The sequence below is a fragment of the Streptomyces scopuliridis RB72 genome (assembly GCF_000718095.1).
GTDB lineage: Bacteria > Actinomycetota > Actinomycetes > Streptomycetales > Streptomycetaceae > Streptomyces > Streptomyces scopuliridis.
Genome location: NZ_JOEI01000006.1, coordinates 197,928 through 210,102, shown reverse-complemented (window position 1 = coordinate 210,102; position 12,175 = coordinate 197,928). Strand labels below are relative to the sequence as shown.

Annotated in this window: 12 protein-coding genes and 6 pseudogenes; 10 read left to right on the top strand and 8 right to left on the bottom strand. The window is 69.3% G+C overall.

Annotation, left to right across the window (positions count from 1 at the left end; translation table 11 throughout):
- Window positions 1-544: 544 nt before the first annotated feature.
- Window positions 545-1,753 carry an alpha/beta hydrolase family protein gene (locus IF11_RS0109050; RefSeq protein ID WP_030350961.1) on the bottom strand — a complete coding sequence of 403 codons (1,209 nt, stop codon included), beginning with the start codon at window positions 1,751-1,753 and terminating at the stop codon, window positions 545-547.
- A 165-nt stretch (window positions 1,754-1,918) separates the two neighbouring features.
- On the opposite strand from IF11_RS0109050, the gene IF11_RS0109045 reads away from it, so the two are divergent.
- Complete coding sequence (locus tag IF11_RS0109045) at window positions 1,919-2,461, top strand: TetR-like C-terminal domain-containing protein (RefSeq protein ID WP_240627764.1); 543 nt, start codon at window positions 1,919-1,921, stop codon at window positions 2,459-2,461.
- A 256-nt stretch (window positions 2,462-2,717) separates the two neighbouring features.
- Here the strand turns inward: IF11_RS0109045 and IF11_RS0109040 are convergent, their stop codons facing one another.
- Entirely contained in the window at window positions 2,718-3,374 is a 657-nt protein-coding gene (locus tag IF11_RS0109040; RefSeq protein ID WP_051745719.1) for a carboxylesterase/lipase family protein, read from the bottom strand.
- A gap of 41 nt (window positions 3,375-3,415) precedes the next feature.
- Between IF11_RS0109040 and IF11_RS0109035 the strand changes: the two genes are divergently transcribed.
- Window positions 3,416-3,628 carry a hypothetical protein gene (locus IF11_RS0109035; RefSeq protein ID WP_030350958.1) on the top strand — a complete coding sequence of 71 codons (213 nt, stop codon included), beginning with the start codon at window positions 3,416-3,418 and terminating at the stop codon, window positions 3,626-3,628.
- A 314-nt stretch (window positions 3,629-3,942) separates the two neighbouring features.
- A pseudogene (locus IF11_RS42915) lies at window positions 3,943-4,170 on the top strand (hypothetical protein); the annotation flags it as partial.
- Between the two features lie 131 nt (window positions 4,171-4,301).
- On the opposite strand, the pseudogene IF11_RS42910 reads toward IF11_RS42915, so the two are convergent.
- From IF11_RS42910 to IF11_RS0109025, 3 genes and pseudogenes are all read right to left on the bottom strand, one after another.
- Window positions 4,302-4,508, bottom strand: a pseudogene (locus IF11_RS42910) (hypothetical protein); the annotation flags it as partial.
- A 101-nt stretch (window positions 4,509-4,609) separates the two neighbouring features.
- On the bottom strand, window positions 4,610-5,014 hold the full coding sequence (locus IF11_RS0109030) for a PPOX class F420-dependent oxidoreductase (protein WP_030350957.1): 405 nt from the start codon (window positions 5,012-5,014) through the stop codon (window positions 4,610-4,612).
- Window positions 5,015-5,168: 154 nt separating this feature from the next.
- On the bottom strand, window positions 5,169-6,047 hold the full coding sequence (locus tag IF11_RS0109025; protein ID WP_030350956.1) for an alpha/beta hydrolase: 879 nt from the start codon (window positions 6,045-6,047) through the stop codon (window positions 5,169-5,171).
- Window positions 6,048-6,286: 239 nt separating this feature from the next.
- Between IF11_RS0109025 and IF11_RS42905 the strand changes: the two are divergent.
- A pseudogene (locus tag IF11_RS42905) lies at window positions 6,287-6,406 on the top strand (helix-turn-helix domain-containing protein); the annotation flags it as partial.
- 116 nt (window positions 6,407-6,522) lie between these two features.
- Window positions 6,523-6,678 (top strand): hypothetical protein, encoded by a 156-nt coding sequence (locus tag IF11_RS43140; RefSeq protein WP_420894609.1) that lies wholly within the window; start codon window positions 6,523-6,525, stop codon window positions 6,676-6,678.
- Here IF11_RS43140 and IF11_RS41550 read toward each other — a convergent pair.
- Entirely contained in the window at window positions 6,608-7,576 is a 969-nt protein-coding gene (locus tag IF11_RS41550; protein ID WP_157848422.1) for a DMT family transporter, read from the bottom strand. The genes IF11_RS43140 and IF11_RS41550 overlap by 71 nt on opposite strands.
- Before the next feature lie 36 nt (window positions 7,577-7,612).
- Here IF11_RS41550 and IF11_RS38645 point away from each other — a divergent pair, with 36 nt between their 5' ends.
- The 4 genes and pseudogenes from IF11_RS38645 to IF11_RS41950 all read left to right on the top strand — a co-directional run.
- The gene (locus IF11_RS38645) at window positions 7,613-8,119 is read left to right on the top strand and encodes a MarR family winged helix-turn-helix transcriptional regulator (protein WP_157848421.1); all 507 of its coding nucleotides are present in this window, start codon (window positions 7,613-7,615) and stop codon (window positions 8,117-8,119) included.
- A gap of 45 nt (window positions 8,120-8,164) precedes the next feature.
- A pseudogene (locus tag IF11_RS41955) lies at window positions 8,165-8,359 on the top strand (FCD domain-containing protein); the annotation flags it as partial.
- Between the two features lie 177 nt (window positions 8,360-8,536).
- Window positions 8,537-8,677: pseudogene (locus IF11_RS40010) on the top strand (phosphoribosylanthranilate isomerase); the annotation flags it as partial.
- Window positions 8,662-9,416 (top strand): annotated as a pseudogene (locus IF11_RS41950) (dienelactone hydrolase family protein); the annotation flags it as partial. The pseudogenes IF11_RS40010 and IF11_RS41950, both read left to right, overlap by 16 nt.
- On the opposite strand, the gene IF11_RS0109005 reads toward IF11_RS41950, so the two are convergent.
- Window positions 9,327-10,301: an alpha/beta fold hydrolase gene (locus tag IF11_RS0109005; RefSeq protein ID WP_030350953.1), complete on the bottom strand. Its 975-nt coding sequence runs from the start codon at window positions 10,299-10,301 to the stop codon at window positions 9,327-9,329. The pseudogene IF11_RS41950 and the gene IF11_RS0109005 sit on opposite strands and share 90 nt — an antisense overlap.
- 441 nt (window positions 10,302-10,742) lie before the next feature.
- On the opposite strand from IF11_RS0109005, the gene IF11_RS0109000 reads away from it, so the two are divergent.
- Window positions 10,743-11,114 (top strand): DUF6344 domain-containing protein, encoded by a 372-nt coding sequence (locus tag IF11_RS0109000; RefSeq protein ID WP_030350952.1) that lies wholly within the window; start codon window positions 10,743-10,745, stop codon window positions 11,112-11,114.
- A gap of 244 nt (window positions 11,115-11,358) precedes the next feature.
- On the opposite strand, the gene IF11_RS0108995 is transcribed toward IF11_RS0109000, so the two are convergent.
- Window positions 11,359-12,069 (bottom strand): DUF5324 family protein, encoded by a 711-nt coding sequence (locus tag IF11_RS0108995; protein WP_030350951.1) that lies wholly within the window; start codon window positions 12,067-12,069, stop codon window positions 11,359-11,361.
- Window positions 12,070-12,175 lie beyond the last annotated feature (106 nt).

Genomic DNA, 12,175 nt, shown 5'->3' with positions numbered 1-12,175 from the left:
CGGTGAGTTGCCTGCGCGTCACGATCGTCTTCCTACCGGATCCGTCTTCCAGGCGGATCCGGATCGACAAGATTGATCACGACGTCACACAGGCCCTAGGCGCGACTTCGGTGGCCAGCCCCTTGCTTGTAGGCAGTCAGGCCGCTTTCGTGTCGACGGCCGGGCAGTCCGACTCGGCTGCTCGGTCGTGTGATTGCCTCGCGCACGTGTAGGGCACCACGGCTGACCAGCCCGAGCGGCGCCAGTGCCGAAGCGACAGGGTGAAGGCGTACTGTCATCGAGCGTTGCCGGCACCCGCTCTCGCCGGGGGCCGCGTTGGGACTGCCGGCTCGGGCCGCAGCGCGCACGCGAGCGTCTTCGCCATCCGGCGCCGAGGACCTGCTGCCGGCCGACGCCGCGCACAAGGCGATCGTCGACCGGGGTCGACCGGGGCCTGCGGCGTCCGGCACCGACTGCGCAGACCTCTGCCTGATTCACCACAACGGCCCGCGGGCATCCGTAAGGCTCTGTGCCTCCTGCGGAGTCTCGACGGAGATGATCGCCGTCAGGCTGCGGCCGGCAGGGCGGAGTCGAGCCAGTCGAAGATGACCTGGTGGGCCCGGCCCATCGCGCCCATGTGGCAGTGCTCCCCGGCCCCCTCGGCTTCGGTGAGAGTGACGAGCGTGGTGGACGCGTTGGTGAGCGCCTTCTCGACCTGTTCCGGCTGGCCCTTGAGGAACTGGTCGTTCTCGGCGCTCAGGATCAGCGTGTGGGCAGTGATCCGGTCGGCGATACCGCTGAGGGTGTAGTCCTGGGTCTTGCGGACCAGATCGGCGAAGGACGTGGCCCCCATCGCCCAGACGCCGTTGCGCAGCGCCCAGCGCACCTGGGTGTTGGCGCCGGCCAGCATGGTCAGGACCGGGACGGCGACGTCGTCGCGCTCCTCGTTGATCCACTGGGTCAACGCGGGCGGCAGCATCCGGTCGAAGGCGGCGTGGAAGTCATGGATGCCGTCGTCGAGGATGAGCGCGGCGATGCGCTGGTCGAACGCCGCGGCGCGCGCCACGAGGTAGCCGCCCAGGCTGTAGCCAAACAGGACGATCTTGTCGTCGGCGATCTCCGGTCGGCTGACGGCGTAGTCGACGACCGGCGTCGTCACCGCTTCCCAGTCGGGGCGGAAGACCAGCTTCTGCTCGCGCAGTGCCGCGCCCTGCCCGGGTCCGTCGAAGGCGAGTGCGTTGTAGCCGCGGCTGAGCGCGGCGGCCGCGATGGCGAAGTAGGACTCCTCCAGGGTCGAGTCGTAGCCACTGGTGTACACGACGGTCGGGCGGGGGGTGCCGGAGTCGTCGACCAGGAAGAGATAGCCCGGCAGTGTGGTGTTCTCGTAGGGAATGGCCACCGGCTCGACGGGCGTGTCGAACAGCCCCGCCGCAGTGGCGAAGGCGTCGTGCGAACGTGAGGACAGCAGCTTGACTTCCGGGTCGGTGGCGGGGTGCTCGCGCAGGTAGAACTCGGCCGTCCGGTAGTAGTTCGACGCCCGCAGCAGCGCCTCGCGCGCGCTCACGCGGTGCCCGTCGGCCAGCGCCCGCTCGCCGATGGCCTGAGCCCGCTCGGCCGTCGCCTTCCAGGCCCGGTGCCAGCTCTCCTCGTCGCCCTCCGTGATGTTCTGGACAGTGGCGATGACCTCGCCCAGGTCGGCGCCGCCGTAGTGAGCGAACCCAGCCGCGCGCAGCGTCTCGAAGGAGAAGGACTCGTCATCGAAAAGGAACTTCATCGGATGCCCCTCCTAGTCGAGGCGGAACCGTTCCGCCTCGACTGCGACCGTACGTCTGCCTCAGCCGAGACGCAACCGATCCGTCTCGAATAGGATGCGCACATGCACACCGGACCCGCACCTGCTGCGAAACGAACGCCGGGCGGCCCCGTCCTGCAAGGAGACGTGACCCGCGCCCTGGAGGTCGCCTTCTTCGAGGAGCTCGGCGCCGTCGGATACGGCAAGTTGTCGATCGAGGCCGTCGCGAGACGGGCCGGCGCCGGCAAAGCAGCCATCTACCGGCGCTGGCCCTCGAAGCAGGCCATGACCATCGAGCTGGCCTCCCGGGCCGCCCTGGCGGCCGTACGCCCCCGCGACACGGGAAACCTGCACGATGACATCGCCCAGTTCGTTCGCGACACGATGAGTGCCTTGAGTCACCCGCTGGTCTCCCGCATCGTCCTCGACCTGCTGGCCGAGACCGCACGCAACGAAGAACTCGCCGACGCCCTGCTCTCAAGTATCCGCACCCCTCGACGCGAGAATGCGGCTCGCATCCTTCACCAGGCCATCGAGCGCGGGGAGCTGCCTGCTGACACCGATGTCGAACTCGGCCTGGACTTCCTGGTCAGCCCGATCTACTGGCGGCTGGCCGTCATCAGGACCCCTCTGGGCGACGACTACGCCGAACGCATCACCGCCAAGATCATCGCTGCCATAGCGGCATGAGGGAGACCGCCGCGGCCGGCACCGTGGTCGCAAGGCGCGTGCGGGCCGGATCGAAGTTCCCCCTGAACCTGGCAGGGCGTGTTGCCGCATGGCTCGGCTGTCGAGGGGTGCGGTTTCCGGAACTCGGGGTGCTCGCGGAGTCGGGTGCGGTTGCATTCGGCTCAGATGAACGCGTCTCCGGCGGGACAGCGGCGAGTCCGCTGCCCCTGTCCGGGTATCGCTCCGGTGCTCCGCCCTTTCACGGCAGAGCACCGGGCTATGCCTCCAGCAACGGCAGCGGGGCAAACGTGTGATCCTGCCAGATGCGCCTGGAAACCTCCTCCGGGTAGACGGCGACCTCCGACGGTGAGTCGAAGACCTGGACCAGGCGTTGCCGGGCGTCGTAGCGGGGCCAGCCCGGCTCTCCGGTGGTGGCGAAGGCGGTCCAGGCGGTGCGGAGACGGGTCGACAACTCCACCGCGTCAGCGGTCGGGGCGGGGCCGAGCAGCAGCGGGCCCAGGCGCATGTCGAAGGTGCCGAACACCAGCGGCCCGTCCAGACCATGGCCGGCGCCTATGACGCCGCCGTTGCCCGGGGCCTGCCAGGTGAGCTCGTACATGTGCGCACGGCCGCCCCCGGCGATCTGCGCCTCGGTCAGCCGCAGCGCGGGCATCCTGAACAGCCAGTCGGACTGCACGAGTTCGTACAGCCGCTCCGCCGGGGCCCCCGGGAAACCTTCGCGGTAACGCCGCTCCGCATCAGGGCCGGGACCGAACACATGCAGCGCCGACGCCGCCTGGTCGTCACCGATCTTGCCGAGCTGCCCGCCAAAGGCCATGAACAGCCGGAACTCGTCCCGGGTGTGTCCCGCGATCAGCTCCACATCCCGCCCGGCGCCGGCCGCCAGCGCCTGCCACGGCGCCGTCGGCAGCACCTCGCCGTCGACGACGGGGGCAAAAACAATGACTGATCAACATGGGCCGCCAGATCGGTGGGGCTGTCGGCCTGGCCGTGCTCGTCACCATCGCCGCCACCACCACTGGCCACAGCCACCTCACCACTCCGGCCGCAGCCACCGTCCACGGCTACCGCATCGCCCTGCTCGTATGCGCCGCGGTCGTCCTGGCGGGCGCCCTCAGCGCCCTGCTCCTGCCCAGGCCGCCGAAGGACGCAGCCGCGGTGGCATGACCTGCTTCGGCCTTGGGACTGGTGGGCGCGCATGTTCAGGAGTCGCGCCATTCGCCATGGGCGCCGGTCGATCGTCACCCGGTGTCGGTGCTCCGCAGGCATGATGACCGCCGCGGACACCGAGATACCGGCCAGACGTCCGGCAGCGGCAGCGGCTTCTCGCCGGCCCCCGCAAGTCGTGGGCGCTGTTCGAGTACGGCACTCGTGTCGTACTGACCGCTCCGGATGGCGGGCTGGCTGAACAGGCCACCGAGATCATGAAGAAGTTCGACAGCACCCTCCATGGTGAGGACAAGTGAGAGGCCGCCGCCGAAACCCGGCAGACCACCGGGGGCGTCAAGAGCGCCGAGGCGATCCTCGACCTCGCTCGCACCCACGGCATCGATATGCCGATCACGACTGTGGTCACCGCCTTGCTGTACGGCAAGGTCACCCTCGCCGAGGCGGCCTCCGAACTGATGCAGCGGCCCCCCAAGCTCAAGGAGCAACCCCCGCCACTTGTCCCTTCCGCTCCAAGGCCCCCTGGCATGCCCACAGCCTGACTGCGGACTGCCCGACTCGCGGCCACGGCTTCTCGGAGTGCGCCAGAGCGAGGACCCCGGTGAAGTCCACGATCACCTGCCCGCCCGCGTTCGGTACCGGCCACCCTCCAGACCCGCTCGCGCACTTCGGCTCGCGCCGTCCATGCCGCCAGGCACTGGCGCAGAGACTGCGCGGGAACGGACAGCAGGAGGTAGTCCGCGCCGTCCAGCGCGATGGCCGGATCGGTCGTGGCCGTCAGCGAGGCGGGCAGCTCGATGTCCGGGAAGTAGCCCGGGTTGCGGTGGCGCGAAACGATCGCGTCGGCAATCTCGCCGCGGCGGGCGTCAGCCTGCCACAGGGCGGCGCAGCGTCAGCAGGACCGCACGTCGACTGGGCAGCAAGGGCGGCCTGCGGGGCGCGGTGGCCAGCACCCTGATCCCCACCGCGTGATGGTTGCGGTCAGGCGTCCCGTGAGGGTTCATTGCCGCTGAGGGTGATGCGGATACCGGTGGATCCGGGCCCGCGACGAAAGTGGCTGCCGAGGAGGGTCAGTCGACCAGTGAGGCCGTATTTGCGGGCAATGAGTTTGCGGTAGCGGTTGGTGGTGTCGGGGTCGCAGACCTCGGCGGTGGCCGGGACCTGGTCGCCGAGGGGGTTGCCGCGCAGGTCGCAGGGGCCGACGAGGATGTCGTTCCGGTTGCGGATGCGTCTGGCCTTGTAGGAGTCGGCGGGGGTCCAGATGCCGAGGGTGTCGCCGTCGCGTACGACCCAGACGGGGGTGGGGACGGGGGCCCCGTTCTTGCGGTAGCTGGTGACGAGCAGGTACTTGCCCGCGCCGAGGCTCTCCACTGCGGTGGCGTCCATGTCGGGGGATCTCCTGATCCGGGGTGTCGGAAAGGCCGGCTATGGGTGCGCTGTCCAGGCAGCCGCCGCGGTGTCCGGCTCCCGGCTCCCGGCTCTTTGCCGGGGGCGGGGGCGGGGCCGGGGGCGGGATGGGTGGCTGCCGAAACGAGGGCGTTCAGAGGTGGGTGCGCAGGAAGCTGTCGATCTTGGTGACGGCGGGGGTTACGTACTGGGGCAGGTCGTAGAAGTCGAAGTGGGTGCCGCCCTCGATGAGGAAGAGTTCCTTCGGTTCCTGGGCGGCGGCGTAGGCGGCCTGGCTCTGCTGGAGTGTCTCGGCCTTGGTGCCGGCGATGAGCAGCAGCGGGGTGGGCGCGAGGAGTTCGATGGTGTCCACGGCGGAGAACTGGGCCATCTTGTCGTACGACCACAGCAGCATCTTGTTGTTCCAGGCGGGGTCCTGGTTGCGGTCGGTGAGGTAGAACTTCTTGCCGTTGTTGACCCACTCACCGCCGTCGCCATCGGGCATGAAGGGCACGTACTGCGCTTCCGCGCCCTGTGCGTACGCCTCGCGCGCCGCGGCGGCGGCGCCCATCGTCTGGCGCCAGTCGCCCGCGTAACCGCTGGTGATGGTGGCGCGCAGGTCGGGCAGGCCGCTGACCGTCGCGACCGCCTTGATCCGCCGGTCGGCGACGGCGGCGTAGGGAACGTAGCCGCCTCCGCCGCAGACACCGACCGCCCCGATCCGCTCCCGGTCGACCTCGTCGCGGCCCACGAGGAACGTCACCGCGTTCTTGATGTCCTCGGACTTGGCATAGGGGTCCTCGTCGAAGCGGGGCAGGCCCTCGCTGTCGCCGTAACTGGTGTGGTCGAACGCCAGGGCCGCATACCCCAGTTCGGCGAGCCGGGCGCCGTAGGCCGCCGGGGACTGCTCCTTGGTACCGGAGGCGGCTCCGACCACAACGACCCCCGGAACCGCCCCGGTACGCCCCTCAGGGAGGTAAAGGTGGCCGGCCAGACGGTTGCCGTGGCTGTCAAAGGTGATGTCGATACGCATGGCTGACTGCCTTTCAGGGGAAGTTTTCTCGGGCTCGGTCTCAAGTATTTGGCGGTCCCACCGCCCTGACCAGGGGAGAAAGTCTTCCTGGGAAGGAGTTTTCCTAGGTTCGTCGTGCTCCTTCATGCCGTTCTTTCCATGGAAGACGCTGAGTGGCATGAGCGCACACAGACCGTCCCAGGGAACTCGCCGCTTTCCTCAAAGCACTCCGCAGCCGCCTCGACCCGGCGGACGTCGGCCTGTCCACACCCGGGCAGTCCCGCCGCGGGTCGGGCCTGCGCCGCGAGGAGGTGGCCCAGCTCGCCTCGATCAGCACCGACTACTACACACGGCTGGAGCAAGGCCGTCTGGCCGGCGCCTCCCCGGGAGTCCTCGACGCCCTGGCCGGCGCCCTGCGCCTAAGCGAAGACGAACGCAACTACCGCTTCCAACTCGCCGGCAAAACCGGCCAGCGGTCCTGTATCCGGTCCCCGGATTGGACGGCGGTATCGCCAAGGGGCAGCGGCTGCTCAACTACGTCTGGTACCGCAACGTCCCAGCCGGCCCCGCCCTCGACGAACTCACCACCGAACTGCGCGAGTTCGAGTGCCCGGCGTCTGCGAGGACGGGGTTCGGGGGCGGATACCTGTGACGGCAACGACACCTGCAACGACAAGGCCGAGACCAAGCAGTTCTGTCGACGGGGGCAGGCGGGCGTCGAGGATGTAGGAGTAGGTGTATCCGGAGATCGTTTCGGTGGCGATGAGCAGGCCGGCGAAAGTCGTCGACAACCGGCTGGATGCTTCGTTCCACGACCACGTGCCACCCCAGGAGACCACGCACCCCAGCGCGGCGCTTACCGCAACAATGCCCCCGATGTCGCTACCAGTCACCCCTCGGCCAGCCTCGACAGGTCCGAGGAGGACAGCCATGGGCACAAGCGCCAATGCGAGCAGGCCGGTGAAGATCCCGACGGTCGCCGACCACGAGGACCCTCCTATCTCGCGGTGGCGGCGCAAGAACGTCGCGTTGCCGATCCCGTAGGTCGTCCACAGAGCGACCGCGCCTGCACTTGCCACGATGCCCAGCACAGCTGCCAGGGAAGACCCTGCCGGCCGCAGCACGTTCGGGCCGCTGACCGTTGCCAACCCAACGCCGACCAGGATCAGAGGTGGCGCGATCCGACGCCACGCGTAAAGGCGCTCGCGAATGTTTGACACCGCCGCAACCACCACCGGCGTCGACCCTACGACGACTGTGGCGACGGGAGCGCCGACCGTCTGGATGCCGACCACGAGAAGAAGGTAGTAGCCGACGTTGCCGGTGGCCGCGAACACCAATGCGGGCCGCCAGTGGCGGCGAAGCGTCTCCAGCGTGCCCGGCTGGCGCCGTGCGATGACGGTGAGGACCACAACCGACACCGCCCCGTAGGCCAGATACCGACCGGTGGTGAGCGTCAGTGCCGACCAGCGCGGAACGAGACCCGGAAGGACGAAGGCCAGACCCCAGAGCAGACCGGCCCCCACGCCAAACGAGACACCACGCGTCATCTGGACAACCACCTTGGAATGCGGGACAATATATGTATGAGTGTTGCACATGAATTGCGAGTGGAGAACCTCCTTGGTGCCTTGTGTGTCGCGGTAACTGATGAGCTCAGGGTGACGACGGCGGATGCCGCGGTGGTACAACTGGCAGACCACCCGGGGATCACCATCATGGAGGTGGGTCGCCGAACCGGCCTGACGCACTCGGCGGCAGTGCGGATGGTGGCGCAGCTTGAGGCGCACGGCCTCGTCCGTCGTGGCCGGACCGACAAGGACCGTAGGGCTGTCGCGCTGACCCTGACGCCGGCGGGACACGAAAAGGCAGCCGATGTGCTAGCTGCCCGATCGAAGGTACTCGCGACTGTTCTGGCGCCGCTGCTCCCTGATGACCGTCGGCATCTCGAACGCCTCCTCGCCACCGTCCTCGAAACCCTGCCTCGAAGCGCAGACCACGCAACTGTCGTCTGTCGACTCTGCGAACTGTCGGCATGCCCGCAGCCCGAGTGCCCGGTTGAGCTTTCCTATCTACAGCACCTCAAGCCGTGAGCGGCGGCCCGTTCTGAGCTGGGCTGAAAGTCACTCAACCGGCCTGTGGGCGGGCAACCTTCGCGCAGGTCGTCCGGCTCCCTGGACATCGCCTTCCACGACGCTGTCTTCGCCGCCGCCGGACATCTGCGCCTGCAGGACGCGTGGGAGGCCATCCGCTGCCAGGTTCACCTGTTCCTGCTGACCCGGATCACCCACAGCACCGAGGGTTACCTCACGCGCATCCCGGAGGAGCACCGCGGGCTCGTCGCCATTCTGCGTGCCCGCGACACCGACACCGCCCTCAGGCTTCTTCGCCGCGCATCGCCGTCTCGCCGTCGACGTGGTCGCCGGAACCACCGCCCCGAACTGACCAGCCGGCCATCAGCAAACTCGCACCCGCAACCGGACCAATGGACGCCACAACGGAGCACCAGCCTGAGCAACTCCGTGTTCATCAAGATCCGCGGTCTGAAAACCGAGAGGGACGTCGACACGGCCGTCGACGCAGGTGCCGGTGCCATCGGGTTCGTCTTCTCGGACAGCCCGCGCCGCATCGACACGGCCACGACATCGCGGCGGCCCGGACCTTCCTCGCCGAGAGCCCCGACTGCACCGGCGCGGTGGGCATCATCGGCTTCCGCATGGGCGGTGCCTTCGCCGTGATGTCGGCGGCGCGGGGCGGCTTCGACGCGGCTCCGCCAACTACGGGACGCTCCCCAGGAAACTGGACGAGACGCTGGCCGGGGCCTGTCCCGTCGTCGCGAGCTACGGCGGACGCGACCGGATGCTCAAGGGCGCCGCAGAGAGGCTGGATTCGGCGCTGGAGCGGCTCGGCGTCGTCCACGACGTGAAGGAGTACCCGAAGGCCGGGCACGCCCTCCTGAACGACGCGGAGGTCGGCCCGCGCCTGATGCGGCCGTTCCGCGTGACCGGCATGGGCCCGCACCCGGAAGCCGCCGCTGACGCGTGGCGGCGCATCGAGACCTTCCTCGGCCGTCGTCTTTCGGACCGCGTCAACGGCAAGTACCTGGTGATGTCCGGTCTGCTGGGCATGGCACCGGGTCTGGCCGTCATCGCGCTCCAGGCGAGACGGAGCTCCCGCCCTGGCAGCTCATTCCCGGGCTGCTGGTGTGCGGGCTCGGGATGGGGCTCGTCCTCGTCCCGCATCGCGGTCCTTCTCCTGGGCGCACTGGTCCGCCGCCCCGCTTCCCTTCCGTTGGCCGGGTCAGCGGCCGCGTGCCTGGTGTCTGCGTACGGCCACGATCAGGCCCACGCCCGCGACGATCGCGACGACGCCGATCAGACCGGTGGCTGAGGCATTGCCGCCCGTCGTGGCCAGGGACGGGGTGCCGGAGGCCTCGGTGCGGATGGCGTCGAGGATGAGGCTGGTGACGGTGCCGGGGTGGGAGATCATCGCCACGTGCGAGGAATTCACCTCGATGGTGTGGGAGCCCGCCCGTTTCGCCTCGAAGCGCTCCAGGTCCGGGGCTATCGCATGGTCCTTGGTGGCCACGAGGAACCAGGACGGGATGGTCTTCCAGGCGGCGGCGTCGGCCTTCTCCGTGAAGGCCGACGCGCTGATCGGGCGCTGGGTGGCGGACATCTGCGCGGCGGTGGAGGCCGCGAGGTCCGCCGCGAAGACCTGGTGGAACTTGTCGGGCTTGATGTACAGATCGGTGCCCGTCGTGCCGTCGCCGTTCTGGAACGGCACCTGTCTGAGCGCCGGATTGAGCCGGCTGCCGCGGAACTTCGCGCCCAGCGCCCCGAGCGCCTCCCCCTTGTCGGGCATGAAGGCCGAGATGTACACCAGCGCCTTGACGTTGCGGTTGCCGGCGGCGGCCTCGCCGATCACCGCGCCGCCGTAGGAGTGGCCGGCGAGGATGACCGGACCCTTGACGCTCTTCAGGACGCCGGCGATGTAGGCGGAGTCACTGGCCAGCCCGCGCAGCGGGTTCGCCGGGGCTATGACGGGATACCCGTCGCGCTGAAGCCGTTCCACCACGCCGTCCCACCCGGAGGCGTCGGCGAACGCGCCGTGCACCAGCACCACCGTCGGCTTGGCTATGCCGCCGCCCGAGCCGGAGGAAGCGCCCTCGGCGATGGCGGGGGCGGGCGCCGCGAGCGCCGCCACGGAGCACACGGAGGCGAGGGCGGCGACGGGCCGCGAGCGTATGAGCTCGCGGGACGGGCGCAGCGTCATGGCGTTCTCTCTTTCTCTTCTGCCGAGCGGTGTGGCGAGAGCATCAGCCTTTCCGGTTTGCGCCGATACGGCGCGCCCTGAGCGGCAGGCGGGTGACGCCGCGCGGCCGAGCAGATGGTGAGCCCTGCCCAGCGGCGATCTCTCCGGGTGGCGGTGTGGCGGAAGTCGTGCCTCGGCCGGCGAAGAGGGGAGTGCCGGAGGCGCTGGAGGGGCGCTGACGTGCGCTGACGTTCGCTCGTACGCGTCGGTCGGCGACGGGGAAGCGCTGCTTCGGGTACGGCGTCGGGCGCGCTGAGGCCGCGGATCCGCGGGGCCGGTTGGACCGTACGAGTGGTGTTCATCCGAAGAACTGCCGGACGGCGGCGTAGCTCCGTGGATTCTCAAGATGCGTCCACATCATGAGGAAGGTATGTAAACCGCTCAACCCGAAAGCGAGGGGTCATGGCCGCCTTCAAGGTCAAGAAACTGTGGACTGTCTTCATCACCGCGTTCTTCGCGGTGCTCGCCTCCCTGGGGCTGACCGCCCCGGCCGCTGCCGCCGGCAATGCCGTGCGGCAGCCGGCCGAGCAGCCCGCGCCGGCACCCGCCGCCGCGCACCACGTCACCGAGGCCACTCCGGCCAGGGCGACCGTACCCAGGTCGCTGCCACGCGGCAGGTCGCTGCCGCCCACGATCAAGCAGCGTATCCGCGCCGAGGCGCATGGCTCGTCACCGTCGGTCCGTCATCTGCCGGCGGATGTGCCGAGCGACACCGACCCCCGCGCGGCGCAGGTGAGCGCGTACGCCGCCGACGCGGCGCTCGTCGCGGCGTGAGGCGCCGGGAACCCCGCGGTCTCCCGGCGCCCCTCACCTCCGGTGCGCCCGTCGCCGAACCCCGTACGCCGGTGGCGCGACGAGGACGACGCGGACAGCGAGAACACGAACAGCCAGAACGTGAACAGCGAGAGCGCGGACGGCAAGAGCGCGGACGGCAAGAGCGCGGACAACATGGACTACAGGCGCGGCGAGTGCCACGCCCGGTCTGTGATCTCCGTGGTCTGTTCCGTGGTCCGTGTGGTCAGGGACGGTCGTCCCGGTCGTTCTCCGACGCCTCCGCCTCGGCCTGCTTCGCCTGGACCTCCGGATCCAGTGGATCGACCACATGGCTGCCGTCCATGGACGTCAGCGGACCACGCTCCGAGACCTCGGTAGCGGCCGGCGGCTCCACGAGCCAGTCCGGATTCGCCTGCTTGTCCCACCACTTCCAGGCGGCGAAAGCCCCACCGGCCAGCACGCAGAGGACCGCCAGGCCCTTGGCCACCCGGCCGGCCCTGGCCCGCCGTTCATGCTTCCTCACCAGCTTCTGGATCTCTTTCGCCGTGACCTGTCCGCGCAGAGCGGCCAGGGCGGCCGCGGAACGTGCCGCGGCCTGTTCGGCCACCGGCTGTGCGGTGGCCACCGCCTGATTCACTCGCGGCACCGTGTAATCCGCCGCCTGACGGGCGGCCCGACGAGTGCGCACCGCGGCGCGGTGCGCGGCCTTATCGACCTTTGGGGGTACCCGGGGCGCCACATGGGCGCCGTACTGAACACGAGCTTGCTGAGCGGCCTTCGATACTGTCGGGGCGAGCCGTACACGCGCCTCGCGGGCGTAGAGCGCGGCCTGTGCCTTGGCCAGAGCGGCCTGTTCCTTGGCCGTACCGGCGTAAGGGGCCACCACTACCGCGGCGTGCTGCACGCTCTCCTTTGCCGAACCGGTAGCGGCGCGCACGCTGTCCATGCGGGTCACAGGATCATCCTCCTCGGTGGCGTTCCGTATTTCGCCTATCCACCCTTTTCGAGATCATGCCTGCTGGGCTCGGTCTCGGCATGCGTTGCGGGCATCCGGGTCATGG

Coding starts and splice junctions, on each gene's coding strand:
- IF11_RS0109050 (WP_030350961.1), bottom strand. CDS start 1,753: ATGAAGTTCCTTTTCGATGACGAGTCCTTCTCCTTCGAGACGCTGCGC.
- IF11_RS0109035 (WP_030350958.1), top strand. CDS start 3,416: ATGGGCCGCCAGATCGGTGGGGCTGTCGGCCTGGCCGTGCTCGTCACC.
- IF11_RS0109030 (WP_030350957.1), bottom strand. CDS start 5,014: ATGGACGCCACCGCAGTGGAGAGCCTCGGCGCGGGCAAGTACCTGCTC.
- IF11_RS0109025 (WP_030350956.1), bottom strand. CDS start 6,047: ATGCGTATCGACATCACCTTTGACAGCCACGGCAACCGTCTGGCCGGC.
- IF11_RS41550 (WP_157848422.1), bottom strand. CDS start 7,576: ATGACGCGTGGTGTCTCGTTTGGCGTGGGGGCCGGTCTGCTCTGGGGT.
- IF11_RS38645 (WP_157848421.1), top strand. CDS start 7,613: ATGAGTGTTGCACATGAATTGCGAGTGGAGAACCTCCTTGGTGCCTTG.
- IF11_RS0109005 (WP_030350953.1), bottom strand. CDS start 10,301: ATGACGCTGCGCCCGTCCCGCGAGCTCATACGCTCGCGGCCCGTCGCC.
- IF11_RS0109000 (WP_030350952.1), top strand. CDS start 10,743: ATGGCCGCCTTCAAGGTCAAGAAACTGTGGACTGTCTTCATCACCGCG.